This window comes from Ureibacillus endophyticus (genome assembly GCF_024159215.1).
In the GTDB taxonomy this organism is placed as follows: domain Bacteria; phylum Bacillota; class Bacilli; order Bacillales_A; family Planococcaceae; genus Ureibacillus; species Ureibacillus endophyticus.
Genome location: NZ_JAMYWW010000001.1, coordinates 1,031,716 through 1,053,310, shown reverse-complemented (window position 1 = coordinate 1,053,310; position 21,595 = coordinate 1,031,716). Strand labels below are relative to the sequence as shown.

The window sequence follows — 21,595 nt, the reverse complement described above, 5'->3', positions numbered from 1 at the left end:
TCTCGGTTGATGACGATTAATCCTTCAAGTTTTAAACTATTTTTTTGTCGACAACCTGTTTTAAAACTTTTGTGCTTAATATTCCATAATAATTGGGATAATCATTGGGCGGCGCTTTGTTTTTTGGAATAAGTAAGCGTTAAGCGTATCACGGATTTCTTGTTTAATGTTTGTCCACTCGAATGTATCTTTATCTACATACTTTTCAATAACACCACGTGCGAGGTCAGTTGCTTCTAGTATTAACTGTTCGGACTCACGCACATAAACAAATCCGCGAGATAAAATTTCTGGGCCAGATGCTATTTTCTTTTGGGCTCGGTTCAAAGTTACAACAACTATGAAAATGCCATCTTGTGAAAGTAATTTACGATCACGTAATACAATGTTTCCGACATCTCCAACACCGATACCATCAATAAGTACATTACCGGCTTGTACACGGCCGCTCATACGCATTTTGCCATTTTTGTATTCTACAATATCACCTTTATCGGCAATAAAAATTTGTGATTTTTGTAATCCCGTTGCTTGTGCTAACTTAGAATGAGCGATTAACATTCTATATTCGCCTTGTATTGGGATAAAGTATTTTGGTTTCATTAGGTTTAACATCATTTTCAAGTCTTCTTGACTACCATGACCTGATACATGAACTTTTTTATCCGATGTTAAAACCGTAGCACCCAGTTTAGCAAGATTGTTCATTGCACTTGCCATCTGAATTTCCATCCCCGGTGAAGGAGTGAAAGTGATTAGCACAGTGTCTGTTTCTTTAATTCGAATGTCGCGATGTTGTTTTCGAACAATCTTATCTAACGCTTCTAAAGGTTCACCTTGGTTACTCGTAATAATAATGATTAATTCTTCATCATTATATTTTTGAATTTCACTAACAGGAATTAGAGTGGATTCATCGATTGTTAAATAACCAAGTTTTACACCTATATCGATTACTTTTTCTAAACTTTTTCCAATCACTGCGATTTTGCGATTCGAATCTTGTGCTTGGTTAAATACTTGTTGAATTCGGATAAAATTCGATGCGTAAACTGCAACAATAATTCGTGCAGGTGCTGAATAGAAGTATTTTGCTAACTTTTCTTCAATTACCGTTTCACTTGTTGTATATCCTGGTCGCTCTGCTTCTGTCGATTCAGAAAGTAAAATAAATACACCCTCTTCACCGATTTGTGCCATTTTTGCTAAATCAGGTTTGTACTTTCCTTTTGCAGATTGGTCAAATTTAAACTCTCCAGTATGCACGATAGCACCTTCTGAAGTATGGAATACAATTCCTAGAGAATCAGGAATGCTATGTGTCACATGGAAGAATGTCACATACGTAGAGTTGAAGTTCATTCGACTTTTGTTCGTCACTTCGAAAAATTTAACTGGGTGTGGCACTGGTAAGTCTTTAATATGTTCCTTAGCCAATGCAATTGTTAACTTCGATCCATAGACTGGTGCTTTAATTTTTTGTAGTAAATATGATATTGAACCAATTGCGTCTTCGTGTCCATGAGTTAAGAAAATACCTTTAACACGCTCTTTATTTTCTTCTAAGTAAGTAATATCCGGAATGACAATATCGATTCCAAGCATTTCATCTTCTGGAAACATCAAACCACTATCAACGACAAATAGTTCGTCATCTATTTCAATTACGTACATAGATTTTCCGATTTCTCCCACTCCGCCAAGGGGGATTACACGGATTACTTCATTTTTTGTTTTCGTCACTTGATTTCCTCCTAAAATATCCCGAACGCACAACCACTTAAATTCATTATACGGTGTCCAGTAATGAAGCACAAATAAAAAAGCGTAAATTTTAATAATAGCTACCAGATATGGAGAATTCGCTATTAATCTCTTGTTTTATTCTCAGTAAACAATAGCTACCAAGTTTTACTTAGCAGCAATGAAAAAAGACTGTATATAAACTCAATGCTATGAGTTTATATACAGTCTAAATGTTTAGGAATTTATGTTTAACTTTTTCATTTTTTCTTGGAATGTGTTCCATACTTGATCAAACGCTGCTTTATCTTCGTCTGTCAATTCAACTAATGGAAGTCTTACCTTTTCTACATTAAATCCTACTTTACTCATTGCGTATTTAACTGGAACTGGATTAGGGTTTGCGAATAATTGTTTTATTAATGGTAATAACGCTTGATGGATTGCTGCTGCTTTCTTATGATGACCTTCTTCAAAAGCGCGAATCATTGCTTGCATTTCATTGCCAACAACATGAGATGCTACAGAAATAACTCCACGCCCTCCAATCGCAATTAGAGGTAGTGTTAACGAGTCATCTCCACTATAGATAAATGTATCATCAGAAACATTTGCTAATATTTCTGTCATTTGATCTAAATTACCACATGCTTCTTTCACAATACGAATATTCGGTATTTTGCTTAAAGTAATCGTCGTTTCAGCTGCAATATTTACACCTGTTCGACCTGGTACGTTATATACCACGATTGGTAAATTCGTTACCTTTGAGATTGCCTCAAAGTGCGCATAAATACCGCGCTGATTTGGCTTATTATAAAATGGAGCAACAACCATAATGCCATCAGCCCCAAATGACTCAACCACTTTAGTTGCTTCAATTGTGTATGCTGTATCGTTCACTCCAACACCAGCAATTACTGGAATTCGTTTATTTACTTTTTTAATTGTAAAATCAATAAAGTCCCTTTTTTCCTGAATTGATAATGTTGGGGTTTCACCTGTCGTCCCACATACAACAATTGTATCTGTACCATTTTGAATTAAATATTCAATTATTCCCTCTGCTACTTCATAATTAATATTACCATTTTCATCAAATGGGGTAACCATGGCAGTAGCAATTCTACCTAAGTCCAATCAATAACACCCCTTAGAGTAGATTATCCTCCAACATGGCTTCAGCAATTTGAATTGAGTTTAGTGCAGCACCTTTTAATAAGTTGTCTGCAACAATCCATAGGTGGAATCCTTTTTTGTTTGCAAGGTCTTGACGAATACGCCCAACGTAAACTGGGTCTTCCCCTTCAACAAATAAAGGCATTGGATAATCTTGTGAAGTAATATCATCTTGTAAAACAATACCAGGAGCATTTCTTAACACATCAAAAATATCTTGAACGCTAGCATCTTGCTCAACTTCAATATAAACTGATTCAGAATGTCCAGAAACAACTGGTACACGGACACAAGTCGCAGCTACAGGTAGTTCTGGCATGTGCATGATTTTTTTCGTTTCGTTAATCATTTTCATTTCTTCGTATGTAAAGCCATTGTCCGTAAATACATCGATTTGCGGAATGACATTACGTGCGATTGGATAATGCTTTTTATCTGATTTCGCAGGTAAAATATTAGCTTCTACATTTTTACCAGCATCCCATTGTGCGCTTTGTTCACGTAGTTCTTCGATTGCAGAAACACCAGAACCAGATACTGCTTGATATGTTGAAACGATAACACGAGTCAATCCAAATTTTTCACGAATTGGTTGTAGTGCTGCTACCATTTGGATAGTAGAACAGTTTGGATTTGCAATGATCCCTTTATGTTTCTTTAAGTCTTCTCTGTTAACTTCTGGCACTACAAGAGGTACTTCTTCGTGCATACGGAAGTGACTAGTATTATCAATAACAACTGCACCACGTTTTGCAGCTTCCGGAGCTAATTTAGCTGACACAGAACCACCAGCAGAGAATAATGCAACATCTACACCTTCAAATGCCTCTGGTGTTGCTTCTTCGATTTTGTACGTTTGACCATTAAATTCGATATCTTTTCCAGCTGATCTTGCTGAAGCTAAAAATTTTATATTTTTAATCGGGAAATTTCTTTTAATTAGTTGTTCTTTCATTTTGCTTCCAACAGCGCCTGTTGCACCAACAATAGCAACTGATAATTCTTTAGCCATTCTACTCATCTCTCCTCAAAAACTAGTAACATAATGGTGTTGATTGTATCATAAAAATAATAGTTTGTGTTAGAAAATTTGATTATTTCAAATATTGTATAAATAATGGTTGTAATTGTTTTTTGTGATAAATAGCATGTTCTACTGTTTCCACCATTTTTGTGAAATCAGAAATCAAAGAGTTTGGTTTGTTATAAGGATCATCTTGACCGAACGGAATGAAATAAATATTTTTTGAATTTAATAATCTCATTATATTTACACCATTTAAACCAAGTGCATCATTTGTAGAAATACCTAAAACTACAGGTGAACCATTTCGCAATGTTGCTTTAGCAGCCATTAAAACAGGACTATCTGTTGCCGCATTGGCAAACTTACTGATAGAATTCCCTGTCATTGGTGCAATAACCATGCAATCTAATGGATTTTTTGGTCCAAATGGTTCTGCTTCAACAATAGATGAAACAACTTTTTCACCTGATAAAGCTTCTATTTTTTTAATCCATTCTTCTCCAGTACCAAAACGTGTTGCTGCTGTTAAAACTGAATGCGTAATAATTGGTACTACGGTAGCACCTGCTTTACGCAGATTCTCTATTTTTGGTACAACATCCTCATAAGTACAATGTGATGCTGTTATCCCTAGACCAATTCTTTTACCTTGTAGCAACATTTCTCCTCCTTAACTGTTCAACAATTGATTCATATAATACGTTTCCTGCGTCTTCAGGGAAAAACTTTCCTGGAAGTGCAGGTAACAATTCATATTGATTTCTTTGAACTTGATCTTGTAAACACCCTGGAAAGGAGGCTAAATCGAAAATTTTCATCGTTATTCTTTTGTTAAATTCTTCATCTAACCACTTTGCAGGAATTGTATTTATAAGGTAATCTCCTTTTATCTCTCCTACATCTAATAAATCGACAGTTTCGTAACGAAATGCTTTTGCTTCATTGAGCTGTACATTTGATCTCACCGCAATACACACTTCAGCCCCAATACTTTTTAAAATATGAGCAACCATTTTCGCTACTCGACCAAATCCTGTCACAATAAACTTTTTCCCTTGTATTGCACGTTTTGTATTATAAAAATGTGACACAAAGCCTTCTGCTGTTAATGCCGCATTATGCCAAATAAATCCTTCATCTTCTAGATAATAATGAACTTCATTTTCTTTTAAAATGTGTCGCCATTCGTCATTTAGTTTTCCTGAGAAAACAACTGCATTGGATAGGCCCAGAACGATTGGAACTTTAATTGGTAGAGGGTGAATCGGTAGCACAACAAAATGAGGATGAAAATCTAAAACAGTTTTGTTTAGTTCCTCATCCCACTCGCTAAAATTTTTAAAATAAACTGTTCGATGTCCGTTACTTAACTGTTTTGCTAGAACCTTCATCCTTGCATCTGTTCCAATTACTAACCATTTTTCATTTTTCATTTGTCAAACTGCCTTCTACTTGTTGATGTTTTGCGGAACAATATACGATCCTCTCCAATAAGATGAATCTCTTCCCACGGAATAAATAATGGTGAAGTGGTTTTTTTCTTTTGGAAAGGCATTTTACTAGATTGATTATCTAATTCAAATCCATAAATTTTACCTGTCTTTGGATCAAATAAACATTCCGTTTCTGATAGATAACCATATCTCACACCATTTTCCATTTCAATCAGTTCTTTTTCCGCAAGCTCCGATAGCAGCATTGTCTCCCTCCTCCATGAGCTTATTGATACTATATGCAAAGTAAGAAATGAAGGTGCCTATAATTCACTATTGACACAATCTGTTATAACTGTATATATTGTATATATACAGTTATATAGGTGGTGCAACGATGCAAATCCGTTTAAGTAATGCAAGTGAAAAACCAATATATGAACAAATCACTCAGCAAATTAAACAAGCAATCTTATCAGGTGATCTAAAATCAGGTGATGCTCTTCCTTCTATTAGAAGCTTAGCAAAAGATTTAAAAATTAGTGTCATGACGACGAAAAGAGCCTATACAGATTTAGAACGAGATGGTTTTATTGAAACGGTTGCAGGAAAAGGTAGCTTTGTTGCTGAACGTAATCAAGATTTTTTAAGGGAGGAACTACTGCGGCAAATTGAAACTCATCTACAACATGCAATACAAACTGCAAAAACTGCAGGGATGATGAAAAATGAATTGTTAGAATTAGTAACTTTACTTGTAGAGGAGGAAATGGAATGACTTATGCAATTGAAGTGTCAAATTTAAGAAAAAAGTTTAATCAATTTCAACTAAACGATATATCCTTTTCTTTACCTACGGGAACAATTATGGGATTCGTTGGTGAAAATGGTGCAGGAAAAACTACAACTATTAAATGTATTTTAAGTTTGCTAAAAAAAGATGCAGGAACGATAAAAATATTCGGTTCAAATATAAAGGACAACAATTTAACGATAAAAGAACAAATTGGGGTCGTATTTGATGATATTCATTTTCCAGATACGCTAACCGCTCAGCAAATTAATAAATTTCTACAAGAGACTTACGTAAACTGGGATACATCCTATTACTTCGATTTACTCAAACAATTAAAGGTCACAATCAATAAACCCATCAAAGAACTTTCTCGAGGAATGAAAATGAAATTATCCATTATCATCGCATTAGCCCATCATCCCAAACTACTTATTTTAGACGAACCAACAAGTGGTCTTGATCCTATTGTACGAGATGAAATACTCGATTTATTTTTAGAATTTATGCAAGACGAAAAACATAGTATTTTGTTTTCATCGCATATTACGAGTGATTTAGAAAAAATTGCTGATTATATTACATTTATTCATGAAGGTAAAATATTATTTAGTGAAAATAAAGATGTTTTATTATATGAGCTTGGTATTTGGAAGGGTTCGAAGGAACAATCTTTAGAGTTACCAACTAATGCTAAAATCCGTTCAAGAGAATCTGCCTATGGAGTAGAGATACTAGTTAAACGAAATGAAGTTAGTTCAGCTTTTCAATTAGACCAACCTACTATTGAGGAGATAATGCTGTTTTTTGTGAAAGGAGTACGTGTATAATGAAAGCTTTATTATTAAAGGACTTCTTCTCAATGAAGTCCCAAATAAAATGGATCTTTTTCATCGTACTGATTGTTATTGGCATGTCATTTTATTTTGAAGATGCAATGATTCTTTTAGCCATTACTTTAATATTCGGAACAATACAAATTACTTCAATTTTTACATTTGATGAAATGAGTGGTTGGGATAAGTTTGCCAATACTCTTCCGTTTAGAAAATCAGAAATTGTTAAAAGTAAATACATTCTAAGTTTACTTCTTACTGTGGGTATCTTATTACTTGTTTGTCCTTTTGTTGTATATTCTAATTATGTTACGGACTCTTTCAAGATGAATGAATTATTCTCAATCATTTGTTTAGTTGTATCTTTAAGCATTATTTTGTTATCTTTTATAATTCCGACTTTTATTAAATTTGGCACACAAAAGGCCCGAATTGTGTTATTCATCCTCGTATTTTCACTTAGTTACGGTCTAAAATTTGTATTAGATATAATCGCACTCCCTACATTACCATCCGTAGAAACTTTACAAAGGATGAGCTATGTTAGTCCAATTTTTGCATTAATTATCTTAACTATATCCTATTTACTATCCGTAAAATTATATGAGACAAAGGAATTTTAAAAAGGCTTGTGCCAACACGATTAACTTAATTCAACACGTGCTGGCACTATTTTTATTTAGTTAAACTTTAGTTTTTTATTTTACTCCTTGACCAATTATCGAAATAGCAGGATTAGTACCTAAAATGGTTTCAATCATGTAATTCACTTTTTCCATTGATACAGCATCAATATCTGCTATGATTTCATCCATTGTTTTATGCCGTTTTGTATTCAGTTCATTACGACCATTACGGCTCATACGTGAATTAGTACTTTCCAGCCCAAGGACAAAGCTTCCTTTTAACTGTTCTTTTGCATTCAGGAGTTCGGTTTCAGTTATACCTTCTTTTCGTACTTTGTTTAATGATTGGTCAATCGTATTTTGCAACAATTGCAATTGCTGATTATTCGTACTGCTGTAAATCGTAAACGCACCAATATCTTGATAACAGGATTGGTAGGAATAGATTGTATATGCAAGCCCCAAATCTTCTCGTACCTCTTGGAACAGTCTTGATGACATATTTCCACCTATTATATTGTTTAAGGCAATAAAACTATATAAATCTGGATCTTTAGCGCCAACTGCTGGATAAGACATAGCTAAATGAGATTGTTCCACATCTCGTTCTTTGACCATTCTTCCTGAATGAAAAGTTGGATATGTTAAAATCGATTCTTCAGCCTTAGGGGAACGTTTCATTTCACTAAAAAGCTTCTCAATATATAGAAGAAGCTCCTTTGTAATATTTCCAGCAACTGAAATCACAATATTTTCCGGATAGTAGTGTTTATCCATATAATTTCTTATCGTGTCATCCGTAAATGTTGAGAGTGTTTCACTTGTCCCTAATATCGGTAATCCCAAAGCATCGTTCGGATACATTACTCGCCATAATACTTCATGTACATCATCATCAGGTGCATCTTCACTCATTAAAATTTCTTCTAATACGACTTGACGCTCTTTTTCTAATTCTGTTTTTGTGAATGTAGAGTTAAAGAACATATCTGCTAGTATCGAGATGGCTAATGGACCATGATGATCTAACACTTTTGCATAATAACAAGTGTTTTCCTTTGATGTAAAAGCATTTACCTCTCCACCGATACGATCAAACTCTTCAGCAATTTGTCTTGCTGTTCTTGTATTTGTTCCTTTAAAAAGCATGTGCTCAATAAAATGAGTAATCCCATTTTCTTCTGGCAATTCAAATCGCGATCCAGCCCCTACCCAAATCCCAACAGATATAGAACGAACATGGGGGATATGCTCAGATACAATTCGAACACCATTTTTACATGTATAAACATTCACCAATAATATCCACACCTACCTATTGAAATTACATTTCATAATCATATGCTAATCTTTTACAATCATCAACTTTGAAGAAAATATTAAATTCGTTTTATTCAATTCTTAAGAATTTCTTCACTTTTACACTTCTACTTTCTTCAGATTTATTTCCTACAATTTAGCTATCACATAAAAAAGGAATGACATTATGATAAAAGTAGATTCATTAAAACATACTTTTACAATCGGTAAAAAAGGAAAAGAAAACCGAGTTGAAGTATTAAAAGGGATAAATTTTAATATTGAATCCAAAGAAATCGTAGCCATCGTTGGTAAAAGTGGATCTGGAAAATCTACATTACTCCAAATCCTTGCTGGTTTCCTAAAAGCAGACTCAGGATCAATCATAATAAATAATACGGAAATTGCCCATTTTTCTGAAAAAGAAAGTGCAGCTTTTCGAATGAATCATTTCGGTTTCGTCTTTCAAAACTTCCAGCTATTACCGGGACAAACAGTATTTGAAAATATTGAACTCCCTCTAAAGTTAAAAGGAATTAGACAACCTGTTCGAAAAAAGAAAGTACAAGAAATTCTTAAAAAGGTTGGATTAATGGAAGTAGAAGATCACTATCCAAATGAACTTTCAGGAGGACAACAACAACGCGTTGCTATCGCAAGAGCAATGATTACCAATCCTCCTATTATTTTAGCAGATGAACCAACAGGAAGCCTAGACTCACAAACTGAACAAGACATCTTGTTATTAATTCAACAATTAAATAAAAATGAAGGAATCACTTTTGTCATTATTACACATGACGAAGAAGTGGCATCCATTGCAAATCGTAAACTGCGTATGAGTGATGGATTTCTTGTAGGAGGTACAAAATATGCTTTTTAAAGACCAAATATTATTCGTATTGCAACATATGAAAAAAAATAAACTCCGTGTCACAATGACCGTTCTTGCAACGATGATTGGCTGTTCCTTTCTAATTGTCCTTGCCTCTATTGGTTTTGGGATACAAGAAACGATGAGAAACGAAATATTGAATCAAGAACAAATTACCCAAATTGAATTATGGGGCAATGAAACATTATCAGATGAAGATAAGACTTTTATTGAAAAAATAGAGCATGTCAATGTTGTATTAAAAAAGGAAAGTATTAATGGGTATATTCACTCAAAATTTGAAGACCGAGAAGGAGATTCTAACGGTGTATTCATTGATATGGCTGCTCAAAAGAAACTTCCAACAAATTTGAGTGAAGGACGCTTACCTGAAGCGGAAAATGAAATCGTTGTCGGTTATCATTATGCTCAAAGTTTATTAAATGAAACAGATAACGCTGAGATTGAACGAAAATCAAAGGCTGCGCAAGAACAAGGAAGCTACTATGATGGATCAGAAGAAGGGTATAAAGGGGAAATTTTAAACAAAACTGTGGAACTTCAATTTGTTGATGATGCTACTGAAGAATATAGTGAACCTAAACCTTATACAATCGTTGGTATTTTGAAAAAACCTTCTTATGATTGGTATATTGATTCGTCTATTATGTTTAGTGATACATTAAAAAATGCGTATCCTTCTATTACTACATCCTCTACTACACTCATTTATGTTGATAGCTTAGAGCATGTACTACCTGTTTTAGATATATTAAAAGAAAATAATTATCAAGTGTATTCCCAAGTGGAGCAATTAGAAGAATTGGATTTATTTTTCCTTATTTTTAAACTTGGTCTAGTTTTCATTGGAACAATCGCCATTTTAATTGCCTCTATCGGAATCTTTAATACGATGACGATGGCTGTAACAGAAAGAACACGAGAAATTGGTGTTCTTAAAGCAATCGGTGCTTCTCCAAACTTAATCCAACGATTATTTTTAATGGAAAGTACGTTTATCGGAATTTTAGGTACGATTTTAGCAATTGGTGTTTCCTATTTCATCAGCTTTTTAGCCAATGCCATCTTACCACATATAGTCTCCTACGCATTGTCGGATGAAAGTATCATGGAACATGACATTACGTTTTCAATAATACCATTTAGTTTAATCATCATCGCTGGTAGTATTAGTATACTTGTAGCTATTTTTTCGGGATGGCGACCAGCACGAAAAGCTACAAAAATCCAAGTAATCAATGCATTACGACAAGAGTTATAAAATTAGAAAAAGTACAACTTCACATTTGATGTTGTACTTTTTTGTTTCTATTATTCTTGAGCTTGTGCTGCGCGCTCTTTTTCTTCTTTGATGACTACTTTACGTGATAAGTTAACGCGACCTTGGTTATCAATCTCGATACATTTTACTAAAAGTTGATCGCCAATTTTTAATACGTCTTCAACTTTATTTGTGCGTTCTTCTTGGATTTCAGAGATGTGTAATAAACCATCTTTACCTGGGAAGATTTCACAGAATGCACCGAACTTTTCAATACGTTTTACAGTAGCCATGTAGTATTCGCCGACTTTTGCTTCACGTACGATTGATTCGATAATTTCTTTTGCACGTTTGTTCATTGCTTCATTTGCTGAAGAAATATAAATTGTACCATCTTGCTCTGTATCAATTTTTACGCCTGTTTCATCAATAATTTTATTGATTGTCTTACCACCTGAACCAATTACATCACGAATTTTATCTGGATTGATATGAATTACTTCAATTTTTGGTGCGTATTTTGATAAATGTTTACGTGGTTGGTCAAGTGTTGCAAGCATTGATTCTAAAATGACCATACGACCAACTTTTGCTTGTTGTAGTGCTTCTTCTAAAATGTTGCGTGATAGACCATCAATTTTAATATCCATTTGAAGTGCAGTAACACCTTTTGCAGTACCTGCTACTTTAAAGTCCATATCTCCAAGATGATCTTCCATTCCTTGAATGTCCGTTAAAATTGTATAGTGTTCACCTTTTTTAACAAGACCCATTGCAATACCAGCAACTGGAGCTTTAATTGGTACACCTGCATCCATCATCGCTAAAGTACTAGCGCAAATCGAAGCTTGTGAAGTTGAACCATTTGATTCTAATACTTCTGATACACAACGAATTGCATATGGGAATTCTGATTCATCTGGAATAACTGCTAATAGTGCACGTTCACCTAATGCACCATGTCCAATTTCACGGCGTCCTGGTCCGCGCATTGGTCCTGTTTCACCCACAGAGAATTGTGGGAAGTTGTAATGGTGCATAAAACGTTTTGACTCTTCTAGACCTAGTCCATCGATAATTTGTACGTCTCCTAATGGACCTAAAGTACAAATTGATAGTGCTTGTGTTTGTCCACGAGTAAATAGACCTGAACCATGAGCACGTTGCAATAACCCAACTTCAGAAGAAAGAGGACGAATTTCATCAACTTTACGTCCATCTGGTCGAATTTTTTCTTCTGTAATCAGACGACGAACTTCATCTTTTACCATTTTATCTAAAATTGTTTTAACTTGTTTTAAAGTTTCTTCATCTGCTTCTAGTTCTTCGTAAGCAAGAACCACACGTTCTTTTACTGCATTAATTGCATCTTCTCTTGCGTGTTTTTCAACAGTTTGAATTGCAGCATTCATATCTTCTTCACACATTGCTTTTACTTGTGCAGTAATTTCTGCATCTAACTCAAATAGTTCTACAGCAATTTTTTCTTTACCTACTTCAGCTACAATTTGTTCTTGGAATGCGATTAATTTTTTAATTTCTTCATGACCGAACATAATTGCTTCAAGCATGATTTCTTCCGGTACTTCTAGAGCCCCTGCTTCTACCATGTTGATTGCATCTTTGTTCCCTGCCACTGAAAGGTGAACCGTACTTTTTTCCGATTGTTCTACTGTAGGATTGATAACGAACTCGCCATCGATATAACCTACGTGTACACCAGCGATTGGCCCGTTGAAAGGAATATCTGAAATTGCTAATGCTAATGAAGAACCAAACATCGCTGCCATATCTGTTGGGCAATCTGGATCTGATGACATAACCATTGAGATTACTTGTACTTCGTTACGGAAGCCATCTGGGAACATTGGACGAATTGGACGGTCAATTAAACGAGATACTAAAATCGCATGTTCGGATGGTCGACCTTCACGTTTAATAAATCCACCTGGAATTTTTCCGGCAGCATAAAGACGTTCTTCATAGTTTACTGTTAATGGGAAGAAGTCAAGAGCCTTTGGTGTTTTTGACATTGTTGCAGTTGCAAGTACAGCGGATTCACCATAGCGTACTAATGTTGCTCCGTTTGCTTGTTTAGCTAGCTGACCAACTTCAACAGTTAAGGTACGGCCAGCCCATTCATATGAAAAGACTTTTTTTTCGGTCATTAAATGAACCCCTTTCTCTTTGAAACACACTACGTCACGATTTATATATCATAGTTAGTGTATCAAAAAAGCACTTTCTATGCTAAATATTTTCAATATAATTATGGCTAATTCGTATAATTTTTACAAATTATTTAGGTTAACCAGTTCTTTGATAAAAATAGTCTCTATTTGACCTTTTTTATGTACAAATTTTTATTAACAACTCTACTTTTAAAATTAGAATTTATCATTGAAAGTATTGCCAAGAAATTTAATTTTTACTATCGTTTTTGCATAAATAAAAAGCGGGATAAATCCCGCTTTTTACTGTCTGTTCGTACGCTTTTCAATTGTCCAGCTGCAGCGGCTAGGCTCTCGCGTCGCTTCGACTCCTTCTACGAAGGCAAAAAGCGCCTTCTTGTCGGAGTCTCCAGCGCGTGTCGAGCCTAAACGAGCCGCTTCCGCTTTTCTATTGTCCAGCTGCAGCGGCTAGGCTCTCGCGTCGCTTCGACTCCTTCTACGAAGGCAAAAAGCGCCTTCTTGTCGGAGTCTCCAGCGCGTGTCGAGCCTAAACGAGCCGCTTCCGCTTTTCTATTGTCTATCTACGAACGCTAGCTCTTTCGGACACTTCAACATCCTCCTACGCGTGTAAACACGCTTGTCGGATGTCTCCAGTGCCGTCAAGAGCTGGGCGAGCGTTCTCCGCTTTTCTTTATTATCGACGTAATCCAAGACGTTGGATTAATTCACGGTAGCGTTGTACGTCAGTGTCACGTAAGTATTTTAATAAGTGACGACGACGACCTACTTTTTTAAGAAGACCACGTTGAGAGTGGAAGTCTTTTTTATGAGTGCTTAAGTGATCGTTTAATGCATTGATTTCAGCAGTTAATACTGCGATTTGTACTTCTGGAGAACCAGTATCTCCTTCGTGAGTACGGAACTCAGCGATAATTTCGTTTTTACGTTCTTTTGTAATTGCCATGTGAAATGGACCTCCTAAAAAATAGTTTTAACACCGTTAGCACAGCAATCGTTGGAGATTCGAAAAGCCGAGCTAAGGAATTATATGCATATAGCACTTAAAGAATAGTACCATACTTTATGTAATCAAGCAACTTTTACGATAGGTTTAAAAAGTATTGAATTGCCTCATTTTTATCTTTTTCGATTTGAGCTTTTAATGTTTCTATCCCATCAAATTTTTGTTCACTACGAATACGCTTGTACCAACCAACAACCACTTCTTCACCATAAATATTTTTATTAAAATCTAAAATATGAACTTCGATAGATAATTGTTTATCGTTCGGGTTTTTGAAAGTAGGTTTGTAGCCCACATTACAAACCCCGTCATACCATTTATCTTGAATTTTAATGCGCACTGCATATACACCTGTGCCTGGAATAAAGGAACCTTCAGAAGGTTGAATATTCGCTGTTGGGAATCCAATCGTACGTCCACGTTTGTCTCCATGTACAACAATACCTGGTACTTTAAATGCTCTACCTAACAATCTAGCAGCACTTTCCATATCACCATCTTGTAAATATTGACGGATTCTTGTTGAACTAATTTTTTCTTCTTCATCCGCTTGTTTATTAATTACGGATACACCGTAATCACCATTACTTAGTTGCTTCATCATTTCCATATTACCTTTGCCAAATTGACCAAAAGTAAAATCAAAACCTGCTGACACATGTTTTACATTTAAATCACGAATAAAATATTGGATAAACTCTTCTGGTGAAAGTTTCGCAAAATCCGATGTAAAGTGTACAACAAAAACATTTTGTAAACCCATTTTACGTAAAAGATCTATTTTTTGTTGAAGTGGTGTAATATAAAATACTTTTTCTTTTCTACCACCTAGGACGATGGATGGATGAGGATCGAAAGTCATTACAGCACTTTCAATATTTAATTCTTGTGCTTTTTCAATTGCATTTTTAATTACAGCTTGGTGCCCTTTGTGAACTCCATCAAAAAATCCAACTGCTAAAGAGTAGGCAGCTGTTTGGTCATTTGGATCTAATTGATGTGGGTATCTTAAATGTTCAACATTCAAGTGAATTGCCTCCTTATGATAGTTCCGGGAACATTTTTTCAGGCTTCATTAGTCCTTCTTTCGATGGATGGGGAACATAGACCGCTAAAGCCTTATCACCCTTACTAAAAACAATTTTATCATTTTCTTTTAATAATGCATGTATAGGAAGTATTTGTCCATTCAAAATTTGTTTTTCAATAGATTGTGTAATTTCAATAAATGGATAAGAGGACAGTGCATATTCAATTGGTAAAATGATTTCATTGATTTTATCCTCATTTACAGCTTCTTCTACTTGTTTTAATGTAACACAATTCTTAGCAGAAAATGTACCAGATGCTGTACGAACTAGCGATGCCATATGAGCTGGGTAGCCTAATTGCTCACCAATTTGCACTGCTAATGTACGAATATAAGTCCCTTTGCTACAAGCTATTCGAATACGAAAAGTGATTTCATTTCCTTCATAAACCTCTTCATCACTAAGTAACTCCAATGAATAAATTGTTACTTTTCGAGATGGTCTTTCTACTGTCTCACCTTTGAGTGCATATTCATATAGTCTTTTTCCATTTACTTTTACTGCTGAATACATTGGAGGAGTCTGCTCAATAACACCTGTTAATGTAGCAAGAGCATCTAAGAGCTGCTGTTTCGTTACTTTTTTGTACGAAATATCCTGCTCAACTGTTTCCCCTTCTGCATCTTCTGTTTCTGTTGTTCTACCTATCGACACTACTGCTTCGTAAGTTTTCCCTGCATCTGTTAAATATTCTGCAATTCTTGTCGCTTGTCCAATACAAATCGGTAAAACACCTTCAACTTGCGGATCGAGTGTTCCAGTATGTCCAACTTTTTTCGTTCTTAATATTTTTCTTAATTTAAAAACACAATCATGACTAGTCATGCCTTTTTCTTTCCAAAGAGGTAAGATACCATTCATGTTAGTTCTCCTTTAGATGAAATAGAAAAAGTCTACATTGCACTTATAGTATGCAGATGTAGACCTCTTCTAAATAATATTTTTTCGCCCAATAACTAACGACTAATCGTTATGAAGTGAACGTAGTAGCGCATCGATTTTATTTCCGTACTCAACAGATGAGTCATACTCAAATGTAATTTCAGGCGTGCGGCGCAAACGTATACGTTGTCCGATTTCAGTACGAATGAATCCTGATGCTTTCATTAATGCTTTTAGTGTATCTTCACGTTCGCGATCACTTCCGAGAGATGAAATATACACTGTAGCTTGTTGAAGATCGCCAGTAACATCTACATCCGTAACTGTTACAAATCCTACACGAGGGTCTTTTAACTTACGAGTAATGATGTCACCAAGCTCTTTTTTCATTTGTTCTGCGATACGATTTGAACGTAATGACATAAATGAGTCACCTCTTTACTAAGATGATGAAAACTCGTTAAACAATTATTATTAAATTTGCCACACTATTATTATAAATAATCGCGCCAAACTTCTAGTTGTTCCCAAGCAGGATTCGATTGTAAATAATGAAGGGCATTATTGATTTCTCGATCTGCGCTTGCCTTTGAGGAAGACACAACAGCAAGCGCTAATCTTGTTCTTTGCCAAACATTTTGATGATCTATTTCTGCAATTGAAACATTAAATTTTTGTTTTGTACGAGTAATCATTCGCTGGAGAACTGCACGTTTTTCTTTTAACGAATGGGCATCGGGTATTTGATATTCCACTTCTACGTAAACAATCACTATCGTTTAATTTCTTCCATAATGAAGGCTTCAATAATGTCGCCTTCTTTAATGTCGTTGAAGTTTTTAATCGTCATACCACATTCGTACCCTTTCGCCACTTCTTTCGCGTCATCCTTGAATCGTTTTAGTGAATCTAATTCACCTTCGAATACAACGATACCATCACGGATTACACGAACACCAGAATCACGTGTAATTTTTCCTTCTGTTACATAAGAACCAGCAATTGTACCAACTTTAGATACTTTAATTGTTTGACGAACTTCCGCTTGACCAATAATTTTTTCTTCATACTCTGGATCAAGCATACCTTTCATAGCAGCTTCAATTTCTTCAATTACTTTATAAATAATACGGTGTAGACGTATATCTACGCCTTCTTCTTCTGCAGCACGTTTTGCATTAGCATCTGGTCGTACGTTAAATCCAATAACGATTGCATTCGATGCAGCAGCTAATGATATATCTGATTCTGTAATTGCACCTGCACCAGTGTGGATAATTTTAACGTTAACGCCTTCTACATCGATTTTCATTAAAGATGCAGCCATTGCTTCTACAGTACCTTGAACATCTGCTTTAACGATTAAGTTTAATTCTTTTACGTCACCTTGAGACATTTGCTCAAATAAGTTATCTAATGTAACACGTTGTTTTTCTGAACGGCTTGCTTGAATCGCTGTCATTGCACGTGATTCACCAACAGAACGAGCTGTTTTTTCATCTTCAAATACAACGAAACGATCGCCCGCTTGAGGTACTTCATTAATTCCCGTAATCTCAACCGGAGTAGCTGGACCCGCTTCTTTAACACGACGACCAATATCATTCACCATTGCGCGGACACGTCCATACGCATGGCCAACAACAATTGGATCTCCAATACGTAAAGTACCATCTTGAACTAGTAATGTTGCAACTGAACCTCTACCTTTATCAAGTTGCGCTTCAATTACAGTACCAATAGCTGAACGCTTAGGACTTGCTTTTAATTCTGCTACTTCAGACACTAATAGTATCATCTCTAATAGCGTATCAATACCTTCACCTTTTAAAGCAGAAATTGGAACAAAAATTGTATCTCCGCCCCAGTCCTCTGGAACTAATCCATGTTCCGTTAGCTCTTGCATTACACGATCAGGGTTTGCTGATGGTTTATCCATTTTATTAACTGCAACGATTATTGGAACTTCAGCGGCTTTAGCATGGTTGATAGCCTCAACAGTTTGTGGCATAACACCATCATCTGCAGCTACAACAATAATTGCTATATCTGTAATACTTGCCCCGCGCGCACGCATTGTTGTAAATGCAGCATGCCCTGGTGTATCTAAGAAAGTAATCTTCTTATCATTTACAACAACTTGGTATGCACCGATATGTTGTGTAATCCCACCTGCTTCACCAGCAGTAACTTTTGTATGACGGATTGAGTCAAGTAAAGTTGTTTTACCATGGTCTACGTGTCCCATAATAGTTACAACTGGTGGACGTTCTTCTAATTCGTCTTCACTAACTTCTGCAGACTGTTCGAAGTAAACATCTAGATCTGTTATATCTACACGTACTTCTTCTTCAACTTCAACACCGTAATCTGCACAAATTAGTTCAATTGCATCTTTATCTAATTCTTGGTTAATTGTTGCCATAACACCAAGCATAAATAACTTCTTAATGATTTCAGATGGTTCGCGATGAAGTTTTTTGGCAAGTTCTGCAACTGTTAAAGATTCATAAAATGTAATTTTTTCTGGTAGTTCTTTCGGTGTTGCAGGAATTGTTGGTTGGTGAGTTTTCGGATGACGTCTTTTCCCACCATGAATTCCTGGTTTTTTACGTTGGTTAAATCCACCTTTTTTATTTTGATCCATATTTTTATTATTTTGGCTCACTTTCTTATTCGATCCTTGAGTAGATTGTTTATTTTCGTTATTTGAGTTATTTGTAGGTTTTTTTTGTTTAGTCATTTGTTGTTCTTTCGATGTATTTTTTGGCTTTGGTGCTACATTTGTAGCAACTTTTTGAGTAGTCTTTGCATTACCTGCATTAGTATTAGAATTAAATACAGTATCTAATTTCGAAACTGCATCACCTTCTAGCATAGACATATGGTTTGTTACATTAATATTTAATTTATTCAGTTCTTCGATAACTTCTTTACTCGATTTATTTACTTTTCTTGCATATTCATGAACTCTGATTTTGGTCATCTGCTCACCCCCGATTATATTTCGTTGAGTAGATTAGACATCTTTCTCGCAAACCCGCTATCTGTAATTGCGATAACGACACGTGCTTCTTTGCCAATAGCATTTCCGAGCTGGTAACGATCACCAAAGACATGATACTCAACGTTGTAAAACGTACACTTATCTTGAATTTTCTTACTTGAATTATGAGCGGCGTCATTAGCTAACAATACAAGTTTTGCATTATTGTTACGTATTTCTTTTACAACTAACTCTTCGCCAGAAATTATTTTTCTTGCTCTTGCAGCGAGACCTAGTAATTGGAGCACTTTTTGACTCATAAAATAGACTCCCTACGAATCAATTTAATAATTTCATCATAGATTTCGTCTGGTATTTTAACTTCTAAATGGCGCTCTAATATATTTTTCTTTCTTGCTAATTCTACAGTTTCTTCAGACTTTGAAATATAAGCACCACGACCTGATTTTTTCCCTGTTTGATCGACTGATACTTCACCTTCTTTAGAGCGAACGATTCGTATCATTGATTTTTTAGGCAAGCTTTCTCCAGTTACGACACATTTTCGTAATGGTACCTTTCTTTGAGTAGCCATGAGAACTTCACCTTCCCTCATAAAACAAAAATCTATAGCGTATATCGTTTTTATTCCTCATCGTCTTGATATAGATCGTATTCTACATCTTCATCATATAAAGAATCATTGTTATCTTCTTGTGCTTGAATGAGTCTGCTTGATTCGGAAGGATAAATACCTAACTCACGAGCATCAGTTTCACTTTTAATATCAATTTTCCAACCTGTTAATTTCGCAGCAAGTCTTGCATTCTGACCGCGTTTTCCAATTGCGAGGGATAGTTGGTAGTCTGGCACTACAACAGTTGTAGACTTTTCTTCTTCATTTACTTGTACATCTAAAACTTTAGAAGGACTTAAAGCGTTGGCAACAAAAACAACAGGATCTTCTGACCATTCTACGATATCAATTTTTTCACCATTTAGTTCGTTTACGATTGTTTGTACGCGTGCGCCTTTTGCTCCGACACAAGCACCAACAGCATCAACTTCTTCGTTATGAGCATAAACAGAAATCTTAGAGCGGTCCCCAGCTTCACGAGCAATGGATTTAATTTCAACAATGCCTTCATAAATTTCCGGCACTTCCATTTCGAATAAACGACGAAGTAGACCTGGATGTGTACGAGAAACAATCACTTGCGGTCCGCGAGTAGTACGTTCTACTTTTGTAATATATACACGAATTCTTGATTGTGGTTTATAAACTTCGCCTTGAATTTGTTCATTTACTGGTAATGCAGCTTCTACTTTACCTAAACTAATATAAATGTTTCTAGAATCTTGGCGTTCGATAATACCATTTACGATATCATCAGTACGGTCTACAAATTCCTCAAAGATTAGTCCGCGTTCTGCTTCACGTACTCTTTGTGTAACCACTTGTTTCGCCGTTTGTGCAGCGATTCGGCCGAAATTACGAGGAGTAACTTCTTGTTCTAATACATCCCCAACTTCATAGGCAGGATTAATTTCTTTAGCGTCTTCAACAGAGATTTGAAGGCGATCATCTTCAACTTCTTCTACAACATCTTTACGTGAATAAACGATCATTGAGCCATTCTCTAAATTTAAATCAACACGAACATTCTGTGCTTGATTAAAGTTTCGTTTATAAGCTGTTACTAAAGCCGCTTCGATTGCTTCAACTAGTACCTCTCTAGAAATTCCTTTTTGCTGCTCTAGAGCAGTTAAAGCATCAAGTAAATCACTACTCATTTTGTTTTCACTCCTAAATATATGCGTTATGAAGAAAAATCGATGGCAAGTCGTGCTTTTGCGATTTTTTCTTTTTCAATTGTAATATTAATTTTACGTGTTTTTATACGAACTTCTAGCTCTATATCATGTTCATTATATGCTTTTAGATAGCCTTGGAATTCTTTCATATCTTTTATTGGCTCGTATGTTTTTACATAAATAAATTTACCAACTGCTTTTTCAAAATCAGATTCTTTCTTTAACGGTCGTTCTGCACCAGGAGAAGACACTTCTAAATAATAGTTTTGCTCGATAGGGTCTTTTTCATCCAAAACGACACTTAAACGCTCACTAACTATAGCACACTGGTCGATATCTATTCCGCCTTCAGGTGTATCGATATATACTCGAAGGAACCAGTTACGACCTTCTTTCAAAAATTCTATGTCGACTAATTCAAGTTTTAGCTCTTCTAAAATAGGTGTAACAAGCTCTTCAATTACTGACGTTACTTTACTCATAGTATCCTCCCAACGTAATTTGGCGCTTATTAAAATTGAATGTTGCAAGCAT

Annotated in this window: 23 protein-coding genes; 5 read left to right on the top strand and 18 right to left on the bottom strand. The window is 35.4% G+C overall.

Annotated features, from left to right (window positions below; translation table 11 throughout):
* Positions 1-75: 75 nt before the first annotated feature.
* From NKR20_RS05145 to NKR20_RS05120, 6 genes are all read right to left on the bottom strand, one after another.
* The gene (locus NKR20_RS05145; protein WP_253424165.1) at positions 76-1,743 is read right to left on the bottom strand and encodes a ribonuclease J; all 1,668 of its coding nucleotides are present in this window, start codon (positions 1,741-1,743) and stop codon (positions 76-78) included.
* A 237-nt stretch (positions 1,744-1,980) separates the two neighbouring features.
* On the bottom strand, positions 1,981-2,883 hold the full coding sequence (gene dapA, locus NKR20_RS05140; RefSeq protein WP_121213039.1) for a 4-hydroxy-tetrahydrodipicolinate synthase: 903 nt from the start codon (positions 2,881-2,883) through the stop codon (positions 1,981-1,983).
* 13 nt (positions 2,884-2,896) lie between these two features.
* Positions 2,897-3,934 carry an aspartate-semialdehyde dehydrogenase gene (locus tag NKR20_RS05135; protein WP_253424162.1) on the bottom strand — a complete coding sequence of 346 codons (1,038 nt, stop codon included), beginning with the start codon at positions 3,932-3,934 and terminating at the stop codon, positions 2,897-2,899.
* 82 nt (positions 3,935-4,016) lie between these two features.
* Entirely contained in the window at positions 4,017-4,607 is a 591-nt protein-coding gene (locus NKR20_RS05130) for a dipicolinate synthase subunit B (RefSeq protein ID WP_121213037.1), read from the bottom strand.
* On the bottom strand, positions 4,594-5,382 hold the full coding sequence (locus tag NKR20_RS05125) for an NAD(P)-dependent oxidoreductase (RefSeq protein WP_253424159.1): 789 nt from the start codon (positions 5,380-5,382) through the stop codon (positions 4,594-4,596). The genes NKR20_RS05130 and NKR20_RS05125 overlap by 14 nt, the downstream gene beginning before the upstream one ends.
* The gene (locus tag NKR20_RS05120; protein ID WP_121213035.1) at positions 5,379-5,648 is read right to left on the bottom strand and encodes a YlmC/YmxH family sporulation protein; all 270 of its coding nucleotides are present in this window, start codon (positions 5,646-5,648) and stop codon (positions 5,379-5,381) included. Before NKR20_RS05120 ends, NKR20_RS05125 begins: the two co-directional genes overlap by 4 nt.
* A gap of 131 nt (positions 5,649-5,779) precedes the next feature.
* Here NKR20_RS05120 and NKR20_RS05115 point away from each other — a divergent pair, with 131 nt between their 5' ends.
* From NKR20_RS05115 to NKR20_RS05105, 3 genes are read left to right on the top strand one after another with little or no spacing between them, the layout of a single operon-like run.
* Positions 5,780-6,160, top strand: a complete 381-nt coding sequence (locus NKR20_RS05115) for a GntR family transcriptional regulator (protein WP_121213034.1) — start codon at positions 5,780-5,782, stop codon at positions 6,158-6,160.
* Positions 6,157-7,005 (top strand): ABC transporter ATP-binding protein, encoded by an 849-nt coding sequence (locus NKR20_RS05110; protein WP_253424156.1) that lies wholly within the window; start codon positions 6,157-6,159, stop codon positions 7,003-7,005. Before NKR20_RS05115 ends, NKR20_RS05110 begins: the two co-directional genes overlap by 4 nt.
* Positions 7,005-7,634, top strand: coding sequence for an ABC-2 transporter permease (locus NKR20_RS05105; RefSeq protein ID WP_253424153.1), 630 nt, complete (start codon positions 7,005-7,007; stop codon positions 7,632-7,634). Before NKR20_RS05110 ends, NKR20_RS05105 begins: the two co-directional genes overlap by 1 nt.
* Before the next feature lie 75 nt (positions 7,635-7,709).
* Here the strand turns inward: NKR20_RS05105 and NKR20_RS05100 are convergent, their stop codons facing one another.
* Positions 7,710-8,936: a M16 family metallopeptidase gene (locus NKR20_RS05100; RefSeq protein WP_253424150.1), complete on the bottom strand. Its 1,227-nt coding sequence runs from the start codon at positions 8,934-8,936 to the stop codon at positions 7,710-7,712.
* A gap of 187 nt (positions 8,937-9,123) precedes the next feature.
* Between NKR20_RS05100 and NKR20_RS05095 the strand changes: the two genes are divergently transcribed.
* Both NKR20_RS05095 and NKR20_RS05090 read left to right on the top strand, forming a co-directional pair.
* A complete protein-coding gene (locus tag NKR20_RS05095; RefSeq protein ID WP_121213030.1) occupies positions 9,124-9,819 on the top strand; it encodes an ABC transporter ATP-binding protein in 696 nt (231 codons plus the stop codon).
* Positions 9,809-11,092 (top strand): ABC transporter permease, encoded by a 1,284-nt coding sequence (locus tag NKR20_RS05090; RefSeq protein ID WP_253424147.1) that lies wholly within the window; start codon positions 9,809-9,811, stop codon positions 11,090-11,092. Before NKR20_RS05095 ends, NKR20_RS05090 begins: the two co-directional genes overlap by 11 nt.
* Before the next feature lie 50 nt (positions 11,093-11,142).
* Here NKR20_RS05090 and pnp read toward each other — a convergent pair whose 3' ends face one another.
* The 11 genes from pnp to rimP form a co-directional block, all read right to left on the bottom strand.
* A complete protein-coding gene (pnp, locus tag NKR20_RS05085) occupies positions 11,143-13,260 on the bottom strand; it encodes a polyribonucleotide nucleotidyltransferase (protein ID WP_253424144.1) in 2,118 nt (705 codons plus the stop codon).
* A gap of 697 nt (positions 13,261-13,957) precedes the next feature.
* Complete coding sequence (gene rpsO / locus NKR20_RS05080; RefSeq protein ID WP_121213027.1) at positions 13,958-14,227, bottom strand: 30S ribosomal protein S15; 270 nt, start codon at positions 14,225-14,227, stop codon at positions 13,958-13,960.
* 136 nt (positions 14,228-14,363) lie between these two features.
* Complete coding sequence (gene ribF / locus NKR20_RS05075) at positions 14,364-15,314, bottom strand: riboflavin biosynthesis protein RibF (RefSeq protein WP_253424141.1); 951 nt, start codon at positions 15,312-15,314, stop codon at positions 14,364-14,366.
* A gap of 13 nt (positions 15,315-15,327) precedes the next feature.
* A complete protein-coding gene (gene truB / locus NKR20_RS05070; RefSeq protein WP_253424138.1) occupies positions 15,328-16,239 on the bottom strand; it encodes a tRNA pseudouridine(55) synthase TruB in 912 nt (303 codons plus the stop codon).
* A 102-nt stretch (positions 16,240-16,341) separates the two neighbouring features.
* Positions 16,342-16,683 (bottom strand): 30S ribosome-binding factor RbfA, encoded by a 342-nt coding sequence (gene rbfA, locus NKR20_RS05065; RefSeq protein WP_121213024.1) that lies wholly within the window; start codon positions 16,681-16,683, stop codon positions 16,342-16,344.
* 71 nt (positions 16,684-16,754) lie between these two features.
* Entirely contained in the window at positions 16,755-17,033 is a 279-nt protein-coding gene (locus tag NKR20_RS05060) for a DUF503 domain-containing protein (RefSeq protein ID WP_121213023.1), read from the bottom strand.
* Positions 17,033-19,246 carry a translation initiation factor IF-2 gene (infB, locus tag NKR20_RS05055; protein WP_121213022.1) on the bottom strand — a complete coding sequence of 738 codons (2,214 nt, stop codon included), beginning with the start codon at positions 19,244-19,246 and terminating at the stop codon, positions 17,033-17,035. Before infB ends, NKR20_RS05060 begins: the two co-directional genes overlap by 1 nt.
* Positions 19,247-19,260: 14 nt before the next feature.
* Positions 19,261-19,566 carry a YlxQ family RNA-binding protein gene (locus tag NKR20_RS05050; RefSeq protein ID WP_121213021.1) on the bottom strand — a complete coding sequence of 102 codons (306 nt, stop codon included), beginning with the start codon at positions 19,564-19,566 and terminating at the stop codon, positions 19,261-19,263.
* A complete protein-coding gene (rnpM, locus tag NKR20_RS05045) occupies positions 19,563-19,841 on the bottom strand; it encodes an RNase P modulator RnpM (RefSeq protein WP_253424135.1) in 279 nt (92 codons plus the stop codon). The genes NKR20_RS05050 and rnpM overlap by 4 nt, the downstream gene beginning before the upstream one ends.
* Positions 19,842-19,891: 50 nt before the next feature.
* Positions 19,892-21,040 (bottom strand): transcription termination factor NusA, encoded by a 1,149-nt coding sequence (gene nusA, locus NKR20_RS05040; protein WP_253424132.1) that lies wholly within the window; start codon positions 21,038-21,040, stop codon positions 19,892-19,894.
* 26 nt (positions 21,041-21,066) lie between these two features.
* Positions 21,067-21,543, bottom strand: coding sequence for a ribosome maturation factor RimP (rimP, locus tag NKR20_RS05035; protein WP_121213018.1), 477 nt, complete (start codon positions 21,541-21,543; stop codon positions 21,067-21,069).
* Positions 21,544-21,595: the final 52 nt, after the last annotated feature.